This is a genomic window from Litorihabitans aurantiacus, assembly GCF_030161595.1.
GTDB classification, from domain to species: Bacteria; Actinomycetota; Actinomycetes; order Actinomycetales; family Beutenbergiaceae; genus Litorihabitans; species Litorihabitans aurantiacus.
The window spans coordinates 1,500,261-1,523,342 of record NZ_BSUM01000001.1 but is presented as its reverse complement, the minus strand read 5'-3'; the positions used below and the strand labels follow the sequence as shown (position 1 = coordinate 1,523,342).

Genomic DNA, 23,082 nt, shown 5'->3' with positions numbered 1-23,082 from the left:
CGAGGCGGTGTCTCACCTTACGCAATCCGCGTGCTCTCGTGCCCGTCGTGCTCCGCCACCGCCGGTCATGGGTCAGGATGGGGCGGGTGGCGCACGACGCCGAGCGCCCCTGGACACGGACGAAGGAGACTGGCCCATGCACGCCGTCGGGATCGACATCGGTGGGACGAAGATCGCGGCGGGGGTGGTGGACGACGCGGGGACGCTGCTCGCCACGACGCGCCGCGACACGAGCCCCGAGGAGCCGCACGCGATCGAGGACGCCGTCGTCGACGCCGTGGCGGAGCTCCGGGCGTCCTTCGAGGTCTCCGCCGTCGGGGTCGCCGCCGCCGGCTTCGTCGACCCCGGCCGGGCGAAGGTGCTGTTCGCCGCCAACCTCGCCTGGCGCGACTACCCGCTGCGGGACGTCCTGCGCGAGCGGCTCGGCCTCGACGTCGTCGTCGAGAACGACGCCAACGCGGCGGGCTGGGCGGAGTTCCGCTTCGGTGCGGGGCGCGACGTGCAGGACATGGTCATGCTGACGGTCGGGACGGGCCTGGGCGGCGCCGTCGTCATCGGTGGCCGGCTGGTGCGCGGTGCGGCGGGTGCGGGCGGCGAGGTCGGCCACATGCGCCTGGTGCCGGCGGGTCGCGCGTGCGGCTGCGGCCACGACGGCTGCTGGGAGACGTACGCCTCGGGCTCCGCCCTCGTGCGCGAGACGCGCGCCGCGCTGGCCACCGACCCCGAGCGCGCGCGCACGCTGCTCGACCTCGCGGGTGGGAAGGCCAAGCACGTCACGGGCCCGCACGTGACGCAGGCGGCGCGCGCGGGCGACCCGCTCGCCGTCGAGATGCTCGCGGACCTCGGGACCTGGCTGGGCAGCGGCATGGCCGCGCTCTCGGCGCTGCTCGATCCCACGACCTACGTGATCGGCGGCGGAGTGGGGGCGGCGGGCGACATGCTGCTCGGACCGGCGCGGGCCACTCTCGAGGAGCAGCTCTTCGCGCGGGCGCAGCGCCCGCTGCCGCAGGTCGTGCTCGCGACCCTGGGCAACGACGCCGGGATCGTCGGCGCGGCCGACCTGGCGCGCGTCGTGCTCGACTGAGGCCGGCCGCTCAGACGGTGGCGCCGTCGCCGTCGTCGTCGTCCCGGTGGCTCGGGAGCCTCGCGAACACGGTGACGCAGCCGGCGAGGAAGATCACCAGGCACGTCGCGACGTACCAGGGGGCGCCTGCCGGAACGCGACGACGGCGAGCACGAGCAGGAGCGGACCCGTCACGATCGCGGTCCACGCCAGCCGGGTGGAGCGCCGCACCGGCGGGTGGTCCGCCTCGGGCGCCTCGAAGGCGTCGTCGTCGTCATCGTCGCTGACGGGGGCGGGGGAGTAGTCACGCGGACCCTGCGCGGCGCCGACGACCGGGGTGTCGGAGACGAGGTAGGTGCGGCGCGGCGGCGTCAGGTCCTGCGTGAGCGTGCGCCACTCGGCGTCCCAGTCGCGCTCCCGCCCCGAGGGCTCCGCGGCTTCGGCCGACCCGTCGTGCGGCCCGTCGTCCGTGGGGCCGTCCGGCTCGTCGCCTCGTCGCTCGCGGTCGGTCATGACACGACTCTAGGCACGTCCGCCCCCTAGAGTGATCCCCGGTGCGTCGAGTCCGGCCGGCACCGCGTGCTGCCCGGGGCGGCCGCGCACGCCGGGGCTCGGACGTGCGCCGCCGCCGTCGACGAAGGGCCTCAGGAGTGTTCTACCGGTTCATGAAGGCCACGCTCGGCACGGTGCTGCGCGTGGCCTACCAGCCCTGGATCCGGGGTTCGGAGAACCTGCCCGCGAGCGGCGGAGCCATCCTGGCCAGCAACCACCTGGCGGTCATCGACTCCTTCTTCCTGCCGCTGATGATGCCGCGCGAGATCGTGTTCCTCGGCAAGTCCGACTACGTCGAGGGCCGGGGCCTGCGCGGACGCTTCGTGGCGTGGTTCATGCGCGGCGTCGGCCTCATCCCGGTGGACCGCGCCGGCGGGCGCGCCAGCGAGGCCGCGCTGAACGCGGGGCTCGCCCGGCTCTCGGACGGCGGCCTGTTCGGCATCTACCCCGAGGGCACCCGCAGCCCCGACGGGCGTCTCTACCGCGGCAAGACCGGGGTCGCGCGCCTGGCGCTGGAGTCGGGTGCGCCCGTGGTCCCGGTCGCGATGATCGGCACCAACATCGCGCAGCCCATCGGCAAGCGGATCCCGCGGCTCAAGCGCATCGGAGTCGTCATGGGGGAGCCCATGGACTTCTCCCGCTACCGCGGCATGGAGAACGACCGGTTCGTGCTGCGTTCCATCACCGACGAGATCATGTACGAGATCATGCGGCTCTCGGGCCAGGAGTACGTCGACATGTACGCCGCGACGGCGAAGGCGCGCATCGCGGCCGGCAAGACGACCGACACCGCGAGCGACGCCCCCGGCGGGCGCGTCGCACCGGAGACCGACGTCCCCAGCGCCCCCGCACCCCCGACCACCGGCGATCCCGGTTCCAGTGACAGCACCCCCACGGAAGGTCCAGCATGACCGTCAAGCGCGTCGCCCTGCTCACCGCGGGCGGCTTCGCCCCCTGCCTCTCCTCCGCCGTCGGCGGCCTCATCGAGCGCTACACCGCGCTCGCGCCCGAGGTGGAGATCATCGCCTACTCCTACGGCTACCACGGCCTCCTCACGGGGACGAAGGTGGTCGTCGACGACGCCGCGCGCGCGAACGCCGGCCTGCTGCACTCGTTCGGCGGCAGCCCCATCGGCAACAGCCGCGTCAAGCTCACCAACGCCAAGAACCTCGTGCAGCGCGGGCTGGTCGCCGAGGGTGAGAACCCCCTGGCCAAGGCCGCTGAGCAGCTCCAGGCCGACGGCGTCGACGTGCTGCACACGATCGGCGGCGACGACACGAACACCACGGCCGCCGACCTCGCGGCCTACCTGCAGGAGCACGACTACGGCCTCACGGTGGTCGGCCTGCCCAAGACGATCGACAACGACATCGTCCCGATCCGGCAGAGCCTCGGCGCCAACACGGCCGCCGAGGAGGCCAGCCGGTTCGCGCAGAACATCATCGGCGAGCACCGCTCCAACCCCCGCATGCTCATCGTCCACGAGGTGATGGGTCGCCACTGCGGCTGGCTCACGGCCGAGGCCGCCCGCCGCTACCACGGCTGGGTCGAGGGCCAGCCGTCGTGGAACCCGAGCATCGGTCTGAGCAAGGAGCGCTGGGACGTCCACGCCGTCTTCCTGCCCGAGCTCGCGATCGACCTCGAGGCCGAGGCCGCGCGCCTCAAGGCGATCATGGACGAGCAGGGCAACGTCAACATCTTCCTCAGCGAGGGTGCCGGCGTGCCCGAGATCATCGCGGAGCTCGAGGGACGAGGTGAGGAGGTCAAGCGCGACCCGTTCGGTCACGTGCAGCTCGACACGATCAACCCGGGTGCCTGGTTCGCCAAGCAGTTCGCCGGCCTCGTCGGCGCCGAGAAGGTCATGGTGCAGAAGAGCGGCTACTTCTCCCGCTCGGCGGCCGCGAGCGAGGAGGACCTCGCGCTCATCGCCTCCATGGTGGAGCTCGCGGTCGACTCGGCTCTCGCCGGCGTCTCCGGCGTGATCGGGCACGACGAGGAGCGCGGCGACGAGCTGCGCGCCGTGGAGTTCCCGCGCATCGGTGGCGGTAAGGCGTTCGACGTCACGGTGCCGTGGTTCGGCGAGCTGATGGCCTCGATCGGGCAGGACGTCGTGGCGGCCCCCGAGGGCGCCGCGCACTGACGCCCGCCCCCACCCCCGCCCGACGGCGGGAGGTCGCCACCGCGGCGACCTCCCGCCGTCGTGCGTCCCGGGCCGCTCCGCGCCGCGTGCGGGCGTCCAGACTCTGGTGCCGCACCCGGGCAGCGGTCACCGGCACCTAGACTCATTCGTCGTGAGCACGACCGCAGACCCCGCCGTCATCGCCGGACTGGACGCCTGGCGCGCCCTCGACGTCGAGCAGCAGCCGACCTGGCCGGACTCTCGCGCGCTGTCCGCCGTCAGCGACCAGCTCGCCGCCGCGCCGCCGCTGGTGTTCGCCGGAGAGGCCGACGCGATGCGCGAGAAGCTGGCGCTCGCCCAGCGCGGCGAGGCCTTCCTGCTCCAGGGCGGCGACTGCGCCGAGTCCTTCGCCGAGGCCGACGCCGACCGCATCCGCAACAAGATCAAGACGATCCTGCAGATGTCGATCGTGCTGACCTACGGCGCCAGCATGCCCGTGGTGAAGATGGGGCGGATCGCCGGGCAGTACGCCAAGCCGCGCAGCAGCGACGTCGAGACGCGCGACGGCGTGACGCTCCCGGCCTACCGCGGCGACATCGTCAACGGCCACGCGTTCACCCCGGAGTCGCGGGTCCCGGACCCGCAGCGACTGATGAAGGCGTACACGACGTCAGCCTCCACGCTCAACCTCACCCGTGCCTTCACGATGGGCGGGTTCGCGGACCTGCGCCGTGTGCACGAGTGGAACCGCGGTTTCACCGTGACGCCCGCCTACCGCTCCTACGAGGGGCTCGCCGGCGAGATCGACCGCGCGATCAAGTTCATGGCCGCCGCCGGCGCCGACTTCGACGCGCTGAGGACCGTCGACTTCTACTCCGGTCACGAGGGTCTGCTGCTCGACTACGAGCGGCCCCTGACGCGGATCGACTCCCGGACCGGCCTGCCCTACGACTGCTCGGCGCACTTCCTGTGGATCGGGGAGCGCACGCGGAAGATCGACGGCGCGCACGTCGAGTTCTTCTCCCGCGTCAGCAACCCCATCGGCGTCAAGCTCGGCCCGAACACCACGGGCGAGGACGCGATCGCGCTGATGGACAAGCTCAATCCCGACGGCGTCCCGGGCCGCCTCACCTTCATCACCCGCATGGGTGCCGGGCGGATCCGCGAGGCGCTGCCCTCGATCGTCGAGAAGGTCACTGCGGACGGCCGTCCCGTGCTGTGGGTCTGCGACCCCATGCACGGCAACACCATCACCGCCTCCAACGGCTACAAGACCCGCCGGTTCGCCGACGTGATCGACGAGGTCCGCGGGTTCTTCGAGGTCCACCAGGCGCTCGGCACGGTCCCGGGAGGGGTCCACGTCGAGCTCACCGGTGACGACGTCACCGAGGTCCTGGGCGGCTCGGAGGAGATCGACGACGTCGGCCTCGAGGCGCGCTACGAGACGCTCGTGGACCCGCGCCTGAACCACGCCCAGTCCCTCGAGATGGCCTTCCTCGTGGCCGAGATGCTGCGGGAGCGGTCGGCGGGCTGAGCCCCCGACGCTCCGAGGCCCCGGGTCGGACGGACGCGCGGTTCAGACGACCGTCAGGGTGATGACGGTGCCGCGGCGGCGCATCTCGCCCGCGGCGACGTCCTGCTGGCGCACCGTCCCGAAGAACCCGCCGAGCACGTTGTTCTCCTCGACGGTGAAGCCCGCGTCCTCGAGGATCCGCGTGGCCTCGCCGATCTGACGGCCCTGCACGTCAGGCACCTCGAACAGCTCAGGGCCGAGCGAGACCTCGAGGGCGGCCGGATCGCCCTGACGCGCCTCCTGCCCGCCCGCGGGCGTGACCGAGACGACCGAGCCCGCCGGGACGTCGTCGGAGTAGACCTCCGTGACGGTGATGGCCTCGAGCGGGATGTCGAGCAGGTTCACGAGGTCGTTCTGCACGACCTCGGCCTGCTTGCCGCCGTAGTTCTCGGGGATGCGCACCACCCGGGGACCGGTCGAGACCGTCAGCCGGACCGGGGTGTCGTGCGCGACCACCTGACCGGAGGCGGGGTCGCTGGCGACCACGACGCCCTCGGGGATCGTGCGGTCCTCCGTCTCCTCGACGTCCGGCGCCGCCGTCAGGCCCGCCTCGGTGATGGCTGCCTCGGCCTCCTCGCGCGTCAGGTCGGTGAACGCGGGGACCTCGAGCATCTCGACCCCGAGCGAGACGACGACGGCGACGTCGCTGCCGCGCGCGAGACTCGTCCCGGCGGCGGGATCGGTCTCCAGGACGGTGCCCGCCGGTGCGTCGTCGTCGAAGCGCTCGGACGTGGTGACCCGCAGCTCCAGGTCCGTCAGGCTGCGTTCAGCCGCGGCGCGCTGCGCGCCCGTGACGTCGGGGACGGTCACCGGGCTCCCCGGGCCGAGCAGGAAGTACCAGGCAGCCGCGCCCCCGGCGAGCAGGAGCACGAGCAGGACGACGAGCCAGCCGAGCCCCCGCCGGCGGCGACGCCGCGGTGCGGGGACGGCCACCGTGTCGGTGGCCTCGCCGTCGGGCACCGGACGGGTGGGGGAGCGGACGGCCCCGACGGGGAGGGCGATCGTGCCGGTCCCCGGGCCTCGGTCCAGCGCGCGGGTCAGCGCGGGGTCGTCACCGTCCGGGGAGCCGGACGCGTCGGCGTCCTGCGGCGCGTCCAGGTCGGCGAGCTCGTGCTCGAGCGCCTCGATGGGCACGAGCAGCTCGGGTCGTCCCTCGACGTCGGCACGCAGCGAGCGGGCGCGGGAGTCGAGACCGGCCAGCGTGCGGCGCACCAGCGTCAGCGCGATCGCCGCGTCCGCCGGACGGCGGGCGGTGTCCCGCGAGGTCAGGGTCGCCACCAGCTCGTCGACCTCCATCGGCAGCCACGGCACGACGTCCGACGGCGGTGGCACGTCCTCGTGCACGTGCCGGTACGCGACCTGGATCGGCGTGGTCCCGGTGAAGGGCGGTACGCCCGTGAGCATCTCGTAGAGCACGACGCCGACCGCGTAGACGTCGGCGGCCGCCGTCGCCTCGCCCGAGCTGACGATCTCGGGGAGAGGTAGGCCACCGTGCCGAGCAGGGTCCCGGTGGTGGCGACCGTCGCCTCGCTGACCGCACGGGCGAGCCCGAAGTCCGCGACCTTGATGCGACCGTCGAGCGCCAGCAGGACGTTCTCGGGCTTGACGTCGCGGTGCACGAGACCGGCGCGGTGCGCGGCGGCGAGCGCGTCGAGGACGGCGATGGTGATCTCGAGCGACCGGCCGAGCCTGAGCGACCCGTGACCGGCGATCTCGGCGCGGAGCGTGTGGCCGGCGACGAACTCCATCGTGAGGTAGTTGGTCTCGCCGTCGACGCCCTGGTCGAGCACGGCGACGATGCCGGGGTGCGCGAGGCGGGCGGCGGCCCGTGCCTCGCGCCGGAAGCGCGCCACGACGTCGGCGCCGTCGGCGAGGTGAGGGTGGACCACCTTCAGCGCGACGTGGCGGTCCAGGCGCCGGTCGCTGGCGAGGTAGACCGTGGCCATCCCGCCCCGGGCGATCCGGCGCAGGACGTCGTAGCGCCCGTCGACCGTGCGGCCGACGAGCGGATCGGAGGTCACGGCGCTCATCGCCGCCAACCTACCCGCGGGCGGTGCCCCGATCGGGGAGCGCCGCGCTGCGGCGTTAGGCTCGTGCGGTGGAACGAGACGCGAGCGCACAGGACTTCGAGGGGCTCGTCCCCGCTTGGCTGCACCTGCCGGACGTGGCGGCGAGGATCGGCGTCGCGGACCGCCAGGTCCGCTCGATGGTCCGCGAGGGCCGGCTGCTCGCCTTCCGCGTGGGCGACAACCGCGCGCTCGCCGTCCCCGCCGACTTCCTCGTGCCGGACCCGGACCGTCCCGGGCTCGACCACGTGCTCCCGGCGCTCCGCGGCAGCCTCACGCAGCTGGCGGACGCGGGCTACGACGACGTCGAGACGCTCCGCTGGTTGTTCACGCCCGAGGAGTCCCTGGAGCAGGCGCCGATCGAGGCGCTGCGCGCCGGGCGCGTGACGACGGTGCGCCGCGCCGCGCAGGGCCTGGCGTTCTGACGAGGTCCTGACGGGGCCGGCGGCTGCGCCGCGGCGGCCGTCCCGGCTCAGGAGGACCGATCGACCGCGGCCGCCAGGAGCGCCCGCAGCACGCCGAGGTCGCCCGCGCCGCTCGGGGGCCGGGCCAGATCGTCCTCGGCCGCGGCCACCAGGTCCGCGATCCGCCGCTCGACCTCGGCCAGCGCCCCGGTGCGCTCGAGGATCCCGCGCAGCGTGGCGATGTCGTCCGGGTCGAGGTCCGTCCTCCCCAGGTTCTCGCGCAGCGTCGCGCGGTCCTGCGGCTGGGCGCGGGCGTCGGCGAGCGCGACGAGGACGGTGCGCTTGCCCTCGCGGAGGTCGTCCCCGGCGGGCTTGCCGGTGACCGCCGGGTCACCGAACACCCCCAGGACGTCGTCGCGCAGCTGGAACGCCGTGCCCACGGCACGACCGATGCGGCCCAGCCAGGCGAGCGCGTCGTCGTCGGCCCCGGCCAGCACGCCGCCGAGGTGCAGCGGCAGCTCCACCGAGTAGCGCGCCGACTTGGCGTGGATCACGCGCTCCGCTCGCTCGAGGTCGACGCCGTCGCCCGGGTCCGTGGGCCACGGCGCGTGCGAGGCGAGCAGGTCGAGGTACTGCCCGACGGCGACCTCGCTCGCCATCGCGGAGTAGGTCGCCAGCGCGGCGCGCGCCGTGTCGCGCTCCAGCGGCAGCACCGCGGCGTGGAGCACCGAGGCGCTCATCGTGAGCAGCAGGTCGCCCACGAGCAGCGCCCCGGACGAGCCGAAGTGCTCCCGGGCGCGGGTGGCGGTGCCGTCCTTCGACGCGGGGAAGTGCTCGGCCTCGAGGAAGCGGTGCGCCGAGGCGGCGCCGCGGCGGGTGTCGGAGGCGTCCATGAGGTCGTCGTGGACGAGCGCCGCGGCCTGGAACAGCTCGAGCGCAGCGGCCGCGCCGAGCACCCCGGGGACGTCGATCGCGCTCGGGCCGTCCGTGGCGTCGCCGGAGCGGGGGGCGAGTGCGGCGGCCGCCGCGAGGCACAGGCGGGCCCGAAGACGCTTCCCACCCGTGGCGGCGCGGCGCGCGACCTCGACGACGGCCGCACCCTCTCCTCCGGCGGCCGCGACCTCCGTCCGCGCCGTCCCGAAGGCGCTCTCGACGGCGTCGTCGACCGCCCGGCGCACGTCGTGCTGGAGATCTGGCGTCGCGGTGGTCGGCGTGCGCGTCATGTCTCGAGCGTAGGTCAGCGGGGTGTTCGCGCCGTCGTGCGCTGTCCCCAGCCGGTCTCGGCGCGGCCGACATCCCCCGGCCCTCCCGCCGGTCCGCGCACGTCAGGGATTCGCGGTGCGATGGGTCGGTGCCGGGGGAACCGGCGCCCCACGGCAACCGGAGGTCCACATGTCAGCGCAACCCGTCCCACCAGCGGCCGCCCCCGAGCCGCCCCTGGTCCGTGTGAGCGAGGGCCGCGAGGTTCTCGCCTACGTGCCGCACGCGCTGGGGTTCACCCCCGAGACCTCGCTCGTGGCCGTGTCGCTGCGCCCACCGCGCGGGCGCATCGGGCTGGTCGCGCGGGTCGATCTGGACGACCTCACCGGACCGCAGGGGCGGTCGGTCGCGCACGGTCTCGCCCGTCACCTGGACGACGACGGCGCCGCGGGGCTCTTCGTCGTCGTGTACGTCCCGGGCTCGCTCGCCCGCGCCCGGCACCTGGCTGCGGTGCGGCGGGCGGTCGACGCCCTCGAGGCCGCGGCCGACGTGCCGGTGCGGGACGCGTTCGTGGTCGCGCAGGACGGCTACGCCTCCCTGCGGTGCCGGGACGAGCGGTGCTGCCCGGCGCGGGGGCGTCCGCTGTCCGACCTCACCGCGACGCAGATCGGCGCGGCGATGATCATGGCGGGGTCGGCGCCCGTCGCCCGGCGGGAGGACCTCCGGATCGGGGTGTCGCAGGACGCGGCGGCCCGCGCCGCTTTCGACCGCGCGGTCCGCGCCGAGCGGGTGCGGCGCGTCCGCGCGCGGGGGACGGCCCGCGAGCCCGGGTGGCGGCGCGACCGCGCGCGCACGTGCCTGGAGGTCCTGGACGCCGGCACCGGTCCCGACCGGGGACCGAGCCCGGAGGAGCTGGGTCGGTTGTCCGAGGCGCTGAGCGACCTGCTGCTGCGCGACCTGGTCGTCGCCGCCGTGCTGACCGGGCACCGGCCCGACCTCAGCGGTGCCTCCACGACCCACCGGGTGCGCGACGACCTCGAGGAGGCGGTCGGCCGCATGTTCGACCCCGGCGGGCCCCCGCCGGACCGTGACCGCACCGACGCCGCCCGCGCCGTCGTCGCGGCCGCCGCACGGCTGGCGAGCGACCGCCCGCGCGCGCGACTGCTGGGCGTGCTCGCGTGGATCTCCTGGTGGTGCGGCGACGGCGCGCAGGCGCAGGTGATGACGCGGGACGCCCTCGCGCTCGACGACTCCGAGCGCCTCGCGCTGCTGACGAGCGCGGCGCTCGAGCGCGGCGTCGCGCCGGCGTGGGTCGGTGGCCGTCCCCAGCCGCGCCGCTGAGCCTCGTCGCGGAGCGGTGCGGGAGCGCCGACCCCTCGCGCCGTCGCCGTCATGCACTAACCTCCAACAGGAACCTGTCCGGCCCGCCGTCGGACCGGACGTCAGCCGAGGAGGCAGCACGTGACGATCGTCGTGGGGTACCTGGCCACCGCCGAGGGGAGGCCGCGCTCGACGCCGCGATGACCGAGGCCACCCGTCGGTCCTCGCGCCTGCTGGTGCTGGTCTCGCAGCGGCGCGGTGAGGACACCGCGGTGCTCGAGGCGAAGCTCGACGGCGTGCGGTCGCGACTGGACGAGGCCGGTCTCGGCTACGAGGTCCGGCAGGTCGACCGCGGTCGCGACGTCGCCGACGACCTCATCGACGCCGCCGAGGCGAGCGACGCCGAGCTGATCGTGATCGGGCTGCGGCGCCGCTCGCCCGTCGGCAAGCTGATCCTGGGCTCGAACGCGCAGCGCATCCTGCTGGACGCGCCCACCCCCGTCCTGGCCGTCAAGTCGGCCTGAGCCACCCGAACCACCCTCGAGGAGAGCACCACCCGTGAGCACGCTTCCCCCGGCCTGTCCTTCACCCGCGAGCACGAGTGGGTGCGTGTCGAGGAGGACGCCGTCGTCGTCGGCATCACGACCTACGCGGCCGAGCAGCTGGGGGACGTCGTCTTCGTGGCGCTCCCCGAGGTCGGTTCCGAGATCGCCGTCGGCGACGTGTGCGGCGAGGTCGAGTCGCACAAGTCGGTCTCCGAGCTCTTCGCCCCCGTGGCCGGTGAGGTCGTTGCCGTCAACGAGACGCTCGAGTCCGAGCCCGACCTGGCGGGCAGCGACCCCTTCGGCGCCGGGTGGCTGTTCCGGGTCCGCACCGACGTCGAGGAGCTCTCGCACCTCCTGGACGGCGAGGACTACCAGGCTCACGTCGACGCGCTGAGCTGAGGCCTCGCGCCGTACGAGCGCCGGTCGACGCCGCCGTGGGAGGGTGGGCGAGCGGGCAGAAAATTTTCCCCCGGGACGGGAACAACCCGGTGGGGAGCTGCGTTGGACGTAGTGGTTGACGGAAGCTGGCCGGTGGTGTGCCCTCACATCGCCGCGAGATCCCGTCAGTCGCACGTCCTCACCGAGGCGACGGACCGCAGCGTCCGCGCCCAGCTTCCTGCCGAAAGGTTCTCCGTGTCGGTCAGCACTCCCACCGCGACCTCTCCGTCCGCCTCGACCACCGCGTCGAAGCCCGCCCGTCGCTCGGGCGGATCGCGCGCCAAGGCAGCGCCGGCCGTCGAGAGCGGTGCGGACGCCGTCGACGAGCAGACGGACGCGCCGGCCGCCCGCAAGCCCGCGCGTCGGACGGCCGCCGCGTCGAAGACCGCGAAGGCGGCGCCCGCGAAGCGTGCGTCAGGCGCCAAGGCACCCGCCAAGGGCGGGTCGCGCGCCAAGGCCGCGGCGAACGTCGTCGACGAGGTCGAGGAGACCGAGGAGTTCGAGGAGACCACGACCGAGGGCGCCGAGTCCGAGGGCGACGCGAAGGCGGAGGGCTCCGGCGAGAAGTCGGACGAGGAGGCCAGCGGCTTCGTCTTCTCCGACGCCGACGACGACGACGCCCCGGCGCAGCAGGTCGTGACGGCCGGCGCCACCGCCGACCCCGTCAAGGACTACCTCAAGCAGATCGGCAAGGTCGCGCTCCTGAACGCCGAGCAGGAGGTCGACCTGGCCAAGCGCATCGAGGCCGGTCTCTTCGCCGACGAGAAGCTCGCCGAGGGCGGGCAGATGGAGTTCAGCGCCCGCCGCGAGCTGGAGTGGATCGCGGGCGACGGTCGTCGCGCGAAGAACCACCTCCTCGAGGCCAACCTGCGTCTCGTCGTCTCCCTCGCCAAGCGGTACACCGGCCGCGGCATGCTGTTCCTGGACCTCATCCAGGAGGGCAACCTCGGACTCATCCGCGCGGTCGAGAAGTTCGACTACACCAAGGGCTACAAGTTCTCGACCTACGCCACGTGGTGGATCCGCCAGGCGATCACGCGCGCCATGGCCGACCAGGCCCGCACGATCCGCATCCCCGTGCACATGGTCGAGGTCATCAACAAGCTCGCGCGCGTCCAGCGCCAGATGCTCCAGGACCTGGGCCGCGAGCCCACGCCCGAGGAGCTCGCCAAGGAGCTGGACATGACGCCCGAGAAGGTCGTCGAGGTCCAGAAGTACGGTCGCGAGCCCATCTCGCTGCACACGCCGCTCGGTGAGGACGGTGACAGCGAGTTCGGTGACCTCATCGAGGACTCCGAGGCCGTCGTGCCCGCCGACGCGGTGAGCTTCACGCTCCTGCAGGAGCAGCTGCACGCCGTCCTGGACACGCTCTCGGAGCGCGAGTCCGGCGTCGTGTCGATGCGGTTCGGCCTCACCGACGGGCAGCCCAAGACGCTCGACGAGATCGGGAAGGTCTACGGCGTCACGCGCGAGCGGATCCGCCAGATCGAGTCCAAGACGATGTCGAAGCTGCGCCACCCCTCGCGCTCGCAGGTGCTGCGCGACTACCTCGACTGACAGCCGGGGCCCGGCACCGGGCCCCGCACCGCACGACCGCCTCGGCGCTCGTCGGGACCGCCGCTCAGCGTCGGCCCCGACGGGCGCCGTCGCCGCGTTGCGACCCGGTGCGCCCACCTGCGCCGCGACGGCGAGCCGCAGCCCCCCGCGTCCCCGCCTTGCCCGATGCCGCCGCGCGGCGGCTCGCGCCGCTGCCTTGGCACGGTCCGTCGGCCGCTCCGGGGGCGCCTCGTCGCGTCGTCCGCGACTCGACGTCGCGCTGCGCCCGCGCACGACACCGATGAGGTCGTCGACGTCGTCGGGAGCCCGGCCGTCCACCGGGATCCACGCCAGGGCGACCCGGGAGCGCGGGACGGTCGACGCGCCGTCGTGCAGGGGCACCGTCACGACATCGCGGCGGTGGTGGAGCCGGGCGATCGACGCCGGGACGACGAGCACACCGGCCTCGGCCGCGACGAGCTCGACCGCGTCGGCGGCCGTCGCCGGCGCGATCCCCGTGAACGACTCGCCCGGGTGGTCGTGCCAGGCCAGCACGTCGTCGTCGGGCACCAGGACGGTGACCTCCGCCAGGTCCTCGGGCGCCAGGTGCTCGGCCAGGCTCAGCTCCGACTCGCGGGACACGACGGCGACCGTCTCCTCCTCCCACAGCGGGATGGTGGCGAGCACGTCCGCCGACGCGCCCGCGAGGGGCAGGCGCAGGAAGGCCGCGTCGCCGTCGCCCGCCACGAGGTCGGCGGCCACGGTGCCGGCGGCCACCACGCGGAGCTCGATCGCCCGTGGGTAGCGCTCCTGCCAGGTGCGCAGCCACCGCCCGGGGCTGACGCCGGGAACGGCCAGGAGACGGAAGGGGTCGGTGGCGCTCACCGCGTCAGCGTAGTTCGCCGCGTCACCTATCGTGGCGGGGTGACCCGTCAGGTGCAGACCATGAAGCCCGCCACCGCCGCCCGCAAGCTGGAGGTGTACCTCCCGGCGACCCCGCCGTCCTTCCAGGAGGGGAGCGTGACCCGGGAGGAGCTCGCCGCGCTGCAGGCCGAGCCGCCGTCGTGGCTGCAGGAGCTGCGCCGGGACGGGCCCCACCCGCGCTCCGTGGTCGCGGCTCGCCTGCGCGTCTCGATCGGCGGCCTGGCGCGAGGTGGTGTGACGGAGGCGCTCACGACGGCGGACATCGCCGCGCTCCAGGACGATCCACCCGCCTGGCTGCGCCAGGAGCGGGCCACGTACGCGGAGGTCCGCCGCGAGGAGGCGCGTCTCGCGCAGGCGCGCGCCGAAGAAGCGGCCGCGGCGGGGGACTGACCACATCCGTCGGACGCACGAACGCCCGGCCACGCGATGCGTGGCCGGGCGTTCGCAGGTCGGGGCGGGTCGCCCTCCGCGTCAGCGGACGTCGGGGGCGGCCGTGTGCAGACGGTCGGACTCGTCGAGGATCTCGAGCGCGATGTCGCTCATGGCCGGGGTCAGCGCCCGGCCGTGGTGGGCGCAGAAGTAGAGCTGACCGGACTCGAGCGTCACGCGGACGTAGGCCTGCGCGCCGCACCGGTCGCACCGGTCGGAGGCGGTGAGCTGGTCGGCAGTCGTGGTAGTCACGCATCCATGTAACCACCCCGGACCCGCGGACACCCGTGCCGGGGTCGTGGGTTCGCTCACCGCGTAGGAGGTCCGGGGCGTCCCGGCCCGTCCTGGCGGGGGATGTCGTACCCCCGACCTAGCATGGGCGGGTGCCAGCCACGACCGAGAACTCCTACACCGCGCGACACCTCTCCGTCCTGGAGGGGCTCGAGGCGGTCCGCAAGCGCCCGGGCATGTACATCGGCTCCACCGACTCGCGCGGTCTCATGCACTGCGTGTGGGAGATCATCGACAACGCGGTCGACGAGGCGCTGGCGGGGCACGGCGATCGCATCGAGGTGGTGCTGCACGCCGACTCCTCGGTCGAGGTGCGCGACCAGGCCCGGGGCATCCCGGTCGACACGGTCGAGAAGCTCGGCCTGTCGGGTGTCGAGGTCGTCTTCACCAAGCTGCACGCCGGCGGCAAGTTCGGCGGCGGGTCCTACGGGTCCTCCGGGGGCCTGCACGGTGTCGGCGCGTCCGTCGTCAACGCGCTCTCCTCGCGCCTCGACGTCGAGGTCGACCGCGGCGGCAGGACGCACCGGATGACCTTCCGCCGGGGTGAGCCCGGCACGTTCGCCGACAGCCCTGACGGGCCGCACCCGGACGCCGACTTCAGCCCGTTCACGGACACCTCCGATCTCGCGGTGGTCGGCAAGGTCGCTCGCGGTCGGACGGGTACGCGCATCCGCTACTGGGCCGACCGCCAGATCTTCCCCAAGACCGCGACCTTCTCCTACGACGAGCTCGTCACGCGCGCGCGGCAGACCTCCTTCCTCGTCCCCGGCCTGACCCTCGTCATCCGCGACGAGCGCGGGCTGCCCGGGACCCCGGGGGCCGACGGTCCCGTGGAGGAGGTCTTCCGGCACGACGGCGGGACCGCCGACTTCGTCGACTTCCTCGGGCAGGACTCACCCGTCACCGACACCTGGCTGCTGCGGGGTAGCGGGGACTTCACCGAGACGATCCAGCAGCTCGACGCCCAGGGGCACCTCGTCCCGGCCGAGGTGACGCGCACCTGCGAGGTCGACGTCGCGCTGCGCTGGGGCATCGGGTACGAGACGGAGATGCGCTCGTTCGTCAACATCATCGCGACGCCGAAGGGTGGCACCCACCTCACCGGTTTCGAGCAGTCGCTGCTCAAGGTCGTGCGCAAGCAGATCGAGGTGAACGCGCGCCGACTCAAGCTGACGGGCAAGAACGGCAAGGAGCGCATCGAGAAGGACGACGTGGTGGCGGGGCTGACCGCCGTCGTGACCGTCAGGCTCCCGGAGCCGCAGTTCGAGGGGCAGACCAAGGAGGTGCTCGGGACGGCCCCGGTGCGCGCCGTCGTCGCGAAGGTGGTGGAGAAGGAGCTCACCGCGATCCTGACGAGCAGCGCGCGCGCCGAGAAGGCCCAGTCCGGCGTGCTGCTGGAGAAGGTCGTCGGCGAGATGCGCGCCCGCGTCTCGGCGCGCACGCAGAAGGAGATCTCCCGCCGCAAGAACGCGCTCGAGTCCTCGTCGCTGCCGGACAAGCTGGCCGACTGCCGCTCGGACGACGTCGGCAGCTCGGAGCTGTTCATCGTCGAGGGTGACAGCGCGCTCGGCACCGCGAAGGCGGCGCGGGACTCCAACTACCAGGCGCTGCTCCCGATCCGCGGCAAGATCCTCAACGTCCAGAAGGCCTCGCTGTCGGACATGCTGGCCAACGCGGAGTGCGCCGCGATCATCCAGGTGATCGGGGCGGGATCGGGGCGGTCCTTCGACCTCGAGGCGGCGCGCTACGGCCGCATCGTGCTGATGACCGACGCCGACGTCGACGGCGCCCACATCCGCACCCTGCTGCTGACACTGTTCTTCCGCTACATGCGGCCGCTGGTGGAGGACGGTCGGGTGTTCGCCGCCGTCCCGCCCCTGCACCGCATCGAGACGCTCGGGTCCGGCGGGAAGCCGGGGCGCTCACCTACACCTACTCCGAGGCGGAGCTCGCCCAGCACCTCAAGCGCCTCGACCGGTCCGGCAAGCGCTACAAGGAGCCCATCCAGCGCTACAAGGGTCTGGGCGAGATGGACGCCGACCAGCTCGCGGAGACGACGATGGACCCGCGCCACCGCACGCTGCGGCGCGTGACCATGGGCGACGCGGCCCGGGCGGAGGAGATCTTCGACCTCCTCATGGGCAACGAGGTCGCCCCGCGCAAGGACTTCATCGTCGCCGGGGCCTCGGAGCTCGACCGCGAGCGGATCGACGCCTGAGCAGGCGTGACGTTCGCCTCGCCGGTCCCGCTGCGTCGTCGGCGCGGCTGCACGCTCGCGTAGGCTCACGCGCATGACGACGCCCGAGTCCGCCCCGCGGACGCTGCTGGAGCGGGTGTCGCCCCCGGAGGTGGCGCAGCGGCCCGCCGCGCGTGACGGCCTCGAGTGGCGCCCCCTCTCGGCCGCCGACCTGCCGGCTCTCGAGCGGCTCGTCGCGGCGTGCGAACGCATCGACGACCCGCCCTACCGCACCACCGCCGCCGAGCTCTCGGAGACGCTGTTCGAGGGCGAATCGCGTGATCCCGGCCGCAACACCATCACCGCGGTGGCGCCGGACGGCAGCCTCGTGGCCTACGGCCGGGTGCGCGTCCTGCCGGGCGACGAGGGCATGGTGCGCGCGTTCCTCGGTGGCGGGGTGCACCCCGACCGTCGTCGGCAGGGCCTGGGCCGCGAGATCCTGCGCTGGCAGACCGACCGCGCCCGTCAGATGCTCGCGGACGCCGGCCGCGACACCCCGCTGCGCATCGCGACGTACGTCGACGACGGCATGACGGACCACGCCCAGCTGCTCGCCGGCGCCGGCTTCGCGCCGCTGCGCTACTACACCGACATGCGCCGTGACCTCGCGCTGCCGGTCCCGGCTCCGACCGCGCTGGAGGGGTCGCTCGTCGTCGAACCCTGGACGGCGGAGCTGGACGAGTCCATCCGCGTGGCGCACAACGAGGCGTTCGCCGACCACTGGGGCTCGGAGCCGCAGACCCCGGAGACCTGGCGGGAGGGGACGCCCACTTCGCTCCGGAGTGGAGCTTCATCGTGATGGACCGCTCGAGCGACCGCGTGCGGATCGCCGGGTACCTGATCTCGGGGCGGTACGAGCAGGACTGGGACGCGCTCGGGTACACGGTCGGGTACACCGACCTCCTCGGCGTACGGAAGGAGTGGCGCGGTCGACGGGTGGCGACGGCGCTGCTCGGCGCGGCGATGAGGGCGTACGCCGCGAGCGGGATCCAGTACGCCGGGCTCGGCGTCGACACGGACAACCCGACGGGTGCGTTCGGGCTGTACGAGCGGCTGGGCTACGAGGCCACGCGGGGCTCGGCCCTCTACACGATCGAGCTCTGACGGGCGAGCGGCACCGCTCGCCGTCGGCGATCCTCTCGGGGAGGGTCGGGAAAACTCTCGTCAGCCGATGCCGAGGATCGGCAGCGGGAGCGCGCGGCCCGAGCCGTCGCGGCGGTCGTCGAGGTCCGGCAGGTCCACCGGGGCGCCGGAGGCGGCCACCGCGCGGGGGGTCCAGGACCCCACCCACGCCAGCGTCAGCGCGTCCTCGCCGCGCACGAACCGCTGCGCCCGCACCCCGCCCGTCGCGCGACCCTTCGCGGGGTAGACGGCGAACGGCGTCACCTTCGCGCTGCCGGTCTCGGTCCCCGGCAGCGCGTCGCGCGAGCCCGCGACCGTCACGACGACCGCGTCCTCCACCCGCCCCGGAGCGATCACGCCGAGGTGGATGACCTCGTCGCCGGTGTCGATGCGCACACCGGCCATCCCGCCCGCCGAGCGTCCCTGCGGGCGCACCGTCGCGGCGGGGAACCGCAGCAGCTGCGCGGCCGACGTGACGAGCACCAGCTCGTCGTCGTCCTGCGCGGGCGCGGCACCCACGACCGTGTCGCCCGGCCGCAGGCTGACGCACTCCCACGCCTCGCCCCGCACCGGGCGGTCCGACGGCGCGACGCGCTTGATCGAGCCCATCGCCGTCGCTATCGCGAGGACCGGGGCGTCGGCGTCGATGGCGGTGACGGCGACGACGCGCTCGTCCCGCTCCAGCACGAGCAGCTCCGAGACCGGCACGCCACCGGCGAGGCTCGGGGCGGCGTCCGTCGCGGGGAGCGTCGGGACGTCGAGCACGGAGAGCTCCACGATGCGACCCGTCGAGGTGACGGCTCCGATCGTGGCGCGCGCCGTCGTCGCCGTGACCGAGCGCAGCGCGTCGTGCGCGGCGCGCGAACCGGTCCGCACCGGTGCGGTCTCGCCGGACGTGCGCGCCAGCAGCCCCGTGACCGAGAGCATCACGTGGCACGGGGTGTCCGGCACCTCGAGCGGGACGGCGGTGCCGCCGACGCGGCGCGAGGCCGGCTGCGCGGAGACCGTGCCGCCGCCCGAGGCCAGCAGCACCGTGCGGCGCGGGGTGCCGTGGGTGGCGGCCACCTGGGCCAGCTCGTCGGAGACGACCTCCCGCAGCACGGAGTCGTCGCCCTCGCCGGTGCCGAGGATGCGCTCGAGCTCGGCGATCTGCTCCAGCAGCGAGGTCCGCTCGCCCTCGAGCTCGATGGTCGAGAACTTCGTCAGGCGCCGCAGCTGCAGCTCGAGGATGTACTCCGCCTGCGGCCGCGAGAGGTCGAAGACCGTCTCGAGCCGGTCGCGCGCCGCCGCGGCGTCGTCGCTGCTGCGGATGACGGCGATGACCTCGTCGATGTCGGCGATCGCGACGAGCAGGCCCTCCACCAGGTGGAGCCGGGCCCGCCGCTTGCCGAGACGGTGCTCGGTGCGCCGGCGCACGACCTGCAGCCGGTGCGCGATGTACACCTGCAGCAGCTCGCGCAGCCCGAGCGTGCGCGGCTGGCCGTCCACGAGCGCGACGTTGTTGATGCCGAAGGAGTCCTCCAGCGGCGTGTAGCGGAACAGCTGCTCGAGCACGGCCTCGGGGTTGAAGCCGGTCTTCACCTCCACGACCAGGCGCGTGCCGTTGTTGCGGTCGGACAGGTCGATGACGTCCGCGACGCCCTGGACCTTCTTGGCCTTGACCGCGTCGACGATCTTCGACTTCGCCTTCTCGGGCCCCACGAGGTAGGGCAGCTCGGTGACGACGATGCCCTTCTTGCGCGCCGTGAGATTCTCGATCCGCGTGGTGGCGCGGGTGCGGAACATCCCGCGGCCCGTGGCGTAGGCCTCCTTGATCCCGTCGAGCCCGATGATCTTGCCGCCCCCGGGCAGGTCGGGGCCGGGGACGAAGCGCATGAGCGTCTCGAGGTCGGCCGCCGGGTCCTCGATGAGGTGCCGCGCGGCCGCGACCACCTCCACGAGGTTGTGCGGCGCCATGTTCGTGGCCATGCCGACGGCGATCCCCGAGGCGCCGTTGACGAGCAGGTTGGGCATCGCGGAGGGCAGCACGGAGGGCTGCTGGAACTGGTTGTCGTAGTTGGGGACCATGTCGACGACGTCCTCGTCGATCCCCGCCGTCATCAGGAGCGCGGGCGGTGCGAGTCGGGCCTCGGTGTACCGCGAGGCGGCGGGGCCGTTGTCCAGCGAGCCGAAGTTGCCGTGACCGTCCACGAGCGGAACGCGCAGCGAGAACGGCTGCGCCATGCGCACCATCGCGTCGTAGATGGGGGAGTCGCCGTGGGGGTGGAGCTTGCCCATCACCTCCCCGACGACGCGGGCGGACTTCACGTGCCCGCGGTCGGGGCGCAGCCCCATCTGGTCCATCTGGAACAGGATCCGTCGCTGCACCGGCTTGAGCCCGTCGCGCGCGTCGGGCAGCGCCCGGGCGTAGATGACCGAGTAGGCGTACTCGAGGAAGGAGTCCTGCATCTCCGTGGTGACGTCGATGTCGACGACGGCGCCGACACCCCCGTCGTCAGCCGGGGTCGCGGAAGCACGTGCCATGGGCCCATCATCCCAGGTCGCGGGGGCGCGGCCCCGACGCCTCGCCGGGCGAGGGGCCGGCGTCGGCCTGGCCTCGCGGGCGGCCGGGCCGGCATCGGGCCGGGCGGCTAGGGTGGCGGCATGGTCGCTCGGCACGGCTCCTACCCGGAGCACTGGGAGGCGGACGTCCTCCTGCGCGACGGCGCGACCGTGCGGGTGCGGCCCATCCGGACGGAGGACGCCGAGGCGCTGCAGGCCTTCCACGTCGCCCAGAGCGAGCAGTCCACCTACTTCCGCTTCTTCGCCCCGCTGCGGCGCCTGTCCGACCGCGACCTCACGCGCCTGGTGACGGTCGACCACAGCGACCGCGTCGCCCTGGTGGTGCTCCAGGGGAGGCGATCGTCGGGGTGGCGCGGTACGACCGCGTCGAGCCCGACCGTGCCGAGGTCGCTTTCAACGTCGCCGACACGCTGCAGGGGCGTGGCCTCGGGTCCGTCCTGCTGGAGCACCTCAGCGCCGCGGCGCGCGAGCGCGGCGTGCGCACGTTCGTCGCCGACGTCCTGCCGGGCAACGCGCGCATGATTCGCGTCTTCACCGACGCCGGCTACGAGGTCGCCCAGCGCTACGAGGACGGCGTCATCAGCCTCGAGTTCCACATCACGGCCACCCAGGCCTCGCGCGACGTGGTCGAGAGCCGCGAGCAGCGCACGGACTCGGACTCGATGCGCAGCCTGCTCTCGCCGGAGGGCGTGGTCGTCGTGGCCGGCGGCGTCGAGGCCGAGCTGGCCCTCGACGTCGCGACCCACCTCACCGTCCCCGACGGCGTCGCGGTCACGCTGGTGGGCGGCGCGCTCGCCGATCTCGGGACGACGGAGGGGACCCTCGCCGTCGCCGACCTCGCCGCGGCACGGGCGGCCGGTGCCCGGGCGCAGCTCGCCGTCGTCTCCGGTGCGCCGGCCGAGGTGATCTCGTGGCTCGACGACCTGGCCGCGCTCGGCGTGCGGGGCGTCGTGGTCCTCTCGGGCCGGTTCGACGACGAGGCGGGCACCAGCCAGCGCGACCTGCTCGCCGCCGTGCGCGAGCGCGGGATGCGACTCGTGGGTCCGCGATCCTTCGGCGTCATGACCGAGGTCGGCGGTCAGCGCCTCGCGGCCCTGCTGTGGCCGCAGGAGGTGCCGCTGGGGCCCACCGCGCTGTTCTGCCAGTCGCCGGCGGCCGCGCAGCAGCTCATGACCCTGGTGCGCGCGAGCGGCGTCGGCGTCGACACGTTCGTGACCGCCGGCCACCGGGCGGACGTCTCGGGCAACGACCTGCTGCAGTACGTCACCGACGACCCCCACGTCCGCGCCGTCGGGATGTACCTGGAGTCGCTCGGCAACCCTCGCAAGTTCGCCCGCGTCGCGCGGCGCGTCTCGGCGCGCATCCCCGTGGTGGCGGTGGTGGGCGCGAGCTACGGCGTCGCCGGTCCCGACGGCGACGCGCTGGGCCGCGCCGTCGTCGAGGAGACCATGCTCGCCGCCGGCGTCCTCGTGGCCGACTCCATGCGGTCGATGCTGGGTGCGACCCAGCTGCTCGCCCACGCCCCGCTGCCGCGCGGCAACCGGATCGCGGTCCTGTCCAGCTCGGTCTCGCTCGCGGACCTCGCGGCCGCGCACGTGCAGGCGATGGACCGCGACCCCGAGGTCCGCATCGCGCCGCGGGCGCCGGACCTCGTGGCGGCGGCCACGGCGCTGGCGGGCGACCCCGGCTGGGACACCGCGCTCGTGCTGTACCAGCCACCCCTGCGTGAGCGCGACCCCGCGGTCATGGCCGCGCTCGCCGCGCTGGCGGACACGGGCCGCACGGTGCTCGCCGTCGTGCTCGGCGTCACCGGGGTGGACCCCGAGCTGACCGCGCCGTCCGGCGCCGTCGTCCCGGCCTACGAGAGCGTGGAGGAGGCCGTCGCGGCGCTCACCCTCGCGGCGACCTACGCACACTGGCGGCGCGCCGACCACGGCGCGCTGGTCAGCCCGGACGACGTCGACCCCCGGCGCGCGCGGACGATCGTCGACGACGTGCTCGGCGCGATCGCGCCCGGCGAGGAGGTCGCGCTGACCGCCGCGCAGGCGCGCGACCTGCTCGGCTGCTTCGGCGTCGAGGTCCTGCCGACCCGCGAGGTGCGCTCGGCCCCGGCCGCGCTCGTCGCCGCGCGCGAGCTCGGGTGGCCCGTCGCGGTCAAGAGCACGGTGGGACGGCTGCGGCACCGCGCCGACCTGGGCGGTGTGCGCCTGGACATCTCGGGCCCGATCGACCTCGTCGAGGCCGTGCGCCAGGTGCGCGGCCGCCAGAGCGAGGACGCCGCCGTCGAGATCCAGCACATGGCGCCCCTCGGGGTCGCGTGCGTGGTGCGCGCGTGGGAGGACACGCTGCTCGGCCCGGTGCTCTCGCTCGGCCTTTCCGGTGACGCCTCGGAGCTGCTCGGGGACGCGACCTACGCCGTCCCGCCCCTGCGCACCGGGGACGTGCACCGCCTCGTCACCTCGCTCCGTGCCGCCCCGCGACTGTTCGCCCCCCAGCAGGACGGACGCGTGCCCGACGTCGCGGCGCTCGAGGACCTCCTGGCCCGCGTCGCGGCCCTGGTCGAGGCGATCCCGTCGCTGCGGCGGCTGGACCTGCTGCCCGTGCTGGTCTCGCCGTCGGGCGCCGTCGCGCTGCGCGCCGAGGTCGTGCTCGCCGCCACCGTCCGGCCGGACGGGTCGCGGCGCGCGCTGCGCGGCTGAGGG

Annotated in this window: 19 protein-coding genes and 1 pseudogene; 14 read left to right on the top strand and 6 right to left on the bottom strand. The window is 74.0% G+C overall.

From position 1 onward, the window contains the following. Positions 1-136: 136 nt before the first annotated feature. On the top strand, positions 137-1,084 hold the full coding sequence (locus tag QQK22_RS07095; RefSeq protein WP_284250297.1) for an ROK family glucokinase: 948 nt from the start codon (positions 137-139) through the stop codon (positions 1,082-1,084). 93 nt (positions 1,085-1,177) lie between these two features. Here QQK22_RS07095 and QQK22_RS07090 read toward each other — a convergent pair whose 3' ends face one another. Beyond that, positions 1,178-1,576 (bottom strand): hypothetical protein, encoded by a 399-nt coding sequence (locus tag QQK22_RS07090; protein ID WP_284250296.1) that lies wholly within the window; start codon positions 1,574-1,576, stop codon positions 1,178-1,180. Between the two features lie 152 nt (positions 1,577-1,728). On the opposite strand from QQK22_RS07090, the gene QQK22_RS07085 reads away from it, so the two are divergent. The 3 genes from QQK22_RS07085 to QQK22_RS07075 all read left to right on the top strand — a co-directional run bounded on the left by QQK22_RS07085 (position 1,729) and on the right by QQK22_RS07075 (position 5,268). Continuing rightward, on the top strand, positions 1,729-2,526 hold the full coding sequence (locus QQK22_RS07085; RefSeq protein ID WP_284250295.1) for a lysophospholipid acyltransferase family protein: 798 nt from the start codon (positions 1,729-1,731) through the stop codon (positions 2,524-2,526). Continuing rightward, positions 2,523-3,755 (top strand): pyrophosphate--fructose-6-phosphate 1-phosphotransferase, encoded by a 1,233-nt coding sequence (locus tag QQK22_RS07080; protein ID WP_284250294.1) that lies wholly within the window; start codon positions 2,523-2,525, stop codon positions 3,753-3,755. Before QQK22_RS07085 ends, QQK22_RS07080 begins: the two co-directional genes overlap by 4 nt. 151 nt (positions 3,756-3,906) lie before the next feature. Next, on the top strand, positions 3,907-5,268 hold the full coding sequence (locus QQK22_RS07075; protein ID WP_284250293.1) for a class II 3-deoxy-7-phosphoheptulonate synthase: 1,362 nt from the start codon (positions 3,907-3,909) through the stop codon (positions 5,266-5,268). A gap of 42 nt (positions 5,269-5,310) precedes the next feature. On the opposite strand, the gene QQK22_RS07070 is transcribed toward QQK22_RS07075, so the two are convergent. Then, on the bottom strand, positions 5,311-6,603 hold the full coding sequence (locus tag QQK22_RS07070) for a Stk1 family PASTA domain-containing Ser/Thr kinase (RefSeq protein WP_284252610.1): 1,293 nt from the start codon (positions 6,601-6,603) through the stop codon (positions 5,311-5,313). Then, the gene (locus tag QQK22_RS07065) at positions 6,573-7,337 is read right to left on the bottom strand and encodes a protein kinase domain-containing protein (RefSeq protein ID WP_284250292.1); all 765 of its coding nucleotides are present in this window, start codon (positions 7,335-7,337) and stop codon (positions 6,573-6,575) included. The genes QQK22_RS07070 and QQK22_RS07065 overlap by 31 nt, the downstream gene beginning before the upstream one ends. A gap of 68 nt (positions 7,338-7,405) precedes the next feature. Between QQK22_RS07065 and QQK22_RS07060 the strand changes: the two genes are divergently transcribed. Continuing rightward, positions 7,406-7,798: an Rv2175c family DNA-binding protein gene (locus QQK22_RS07060; RefSeq protein ID WP_284250291.1), complete on the top strand. Its 393-nt coding sequence runs from the start codon at positions 7,406-7,408 to the stop codon at positions 7,796-7,798. A gap of 47 nt (positions 7,799-7,845) precedes the next feature. Here the strand turns inward: QQK22_RS07060 and QQK22_RS07055 are convergent, their stop codons facing one another. Next, the gene (locus tag QQK22_RS07055) at positions 7,846-9,000 is read right to left on the bottom strand and encodes a polyprenyl synthetase family protein (RefSeq protein WP_284250290.1); all 1,155 of its coding nucleotides are present in this window, start codon (positions 8,998-9,000) and stop codon (positions 7,846-7,848) included. A gap of 169 nt (positions 9,001-9,169) precedes the next feature. On the opposite strand from QQK22_RS07055, the gene QQK22_RS07050 reads away from it, so the two are divergent. The 5 genes from QQK22_RS07050 (at position 9,170) to QQK22_RS19235 (ending at position 14,130) form a co-directional block, all read left to right on the top strand. Further along, complete coding sequence (locus tag QQK22_RS07050; protein ID WP_284250289.1) at positions 9,170-10,318, top strand: DUF4192 domain-containing protein; 1,149 nt, start codon at positions 9,170-9,172, stop codon at positions 10,316-10,318. Positions 10,319-10,497: 179 nt separating this feature from the next. Next, entirely contained in the window at positions 10,498-10,821 is a 324-nt protein-coding gene (locus QQK22_RS07045) for a universal stress protein (RefSeq protein WP_348525526.1), read from the top strand. 54 nt (positions 10,822-10,875) lie between these two features. Then, positions 10,876-11,241, top strand: a complete 366-nt coding sequence (gene gcvH / locus QQK22_RS07040; protein WP_284252608.1) for a glycine cleavage system protein GcvH — start codon at positions 10,876-10,878, stop codon at positions 11,239-11,241. 132 nt (positions 11,242-11,373) lie between these two features. Next, positions 11,374-12,837, top strand: coding sequence for an RNA polymerase sigma factor (locus QQK22_RS07035; protein ID WP_431310143.1), 1,464 nt, complete (start codon positions 11,374-11,376; stop codon positions 12,835-12,837). Between the two features lie 369 nt (positions 12,838-13,206). Next, a complete protein-coding gene (locus tag QQK22_RS19235) occupies positions 13,207-14,130 on the top strand; it encodes a DUF5997 family protein (protein ID WP_431310142.1) in 924 nt (307 codons plus the stop codon). An 81-nt stretch (positions 14,131-14,211) separates the two neighbouring features. Here QQK22_RS19235 and QQK22_RS07025 read toward each other — a convergent pair whose 3' ends face one another. Beyond that, the gene (locus QQK22_RS07025; RefSeq protein ID WP_284250287.1) at positions 14,212-14,421 is read right to left on the bottom strand and encodes a DUF7455 domain-containing protein; all 210 of its coding nucleotides are present in this window, start codon (positions 14,419-14,421) and stop codon (positions 14,212-14,214) included. 131 nt (positions 14,422-14,552) lie between these two features. Here QQK22_RS07025 and QQK22_RS07020 point away from each other — a divergent pair. From QQK22_RS07020 to QQK22_RS07010, 3 genes and pseudogenes are all read left to right on the top strand, one after another. Beyond that, a pseudogene (locus QQK22_RS07020) lies at positions 14,553-16,678 on the top strand (DNA gyrase/topoisomerase IV subunit B). Positions 16,679-16,751: 73 nt separating this feature from the next. Next, the gene (locus tag QQK22_RS07015; RefSeq protein WP_284250286.1) at positions 16,752-17,495 is read left to right on the top strand and encodes a GNAT family N-acetyltransferase; all 744 of its coding nucleotides are present in this window, start codon (positions 16,752-16,754) and stop codon (positions 17,493-17,495) included. Continuing rightward, positions 17,495-17,800, top strand: coding sequence for a GNAT family N-acetyltransferase (locus tag QQK22_RS07010; RefSeq protein ID WP_284250285.1), 306 nt, complete (start codon positions 17,495-17,497; stop codon positions 17,798-17,800). Before QQK22_RS07015 ends, QQK22_RS07010 begins: the two co-directional genes overlap by 1 nt. Before the next feature lie 60 nt (positions 17,801-17,860). On the opposite strand, the gene QQK22_RS07005 is transcribed toward QQK22_RS07010, so the two are convergent. Then, positions 17,861-20,341 (bottom strand): DNA gyrase/topoisomerase IV subunit A, encoded by a 2,481-nt coding sequence (locus QQK22_RS07005; RefSeq protein WP_284250284.1) that lies wholly within the window; start codon positions 20,339-20,341, stop codon positions 17,861-17,863. On the opposite strand from QQK22_RS07005, the gene QQK22_RS07000 reads away from it, so the two are divergent. Next, positions 20,335-23,079: a GNAT family N-acetyltransferase gene (locus QQK22_RS07000; RefSeq protein ID WP_348525524.1), complete on the top strand. Its 2,745-nt coding sequence runs from the start codon at positions 20,335-20,337 to the stop codon at positions 23,077-23,079. The two genes, QQK22_RS07005 and QQK22_RS07000, sit on opposite strands and share 7 nt — an antisense overlap. Positions 23,080-23,082 lie beyond the last annotated feature (3 nt).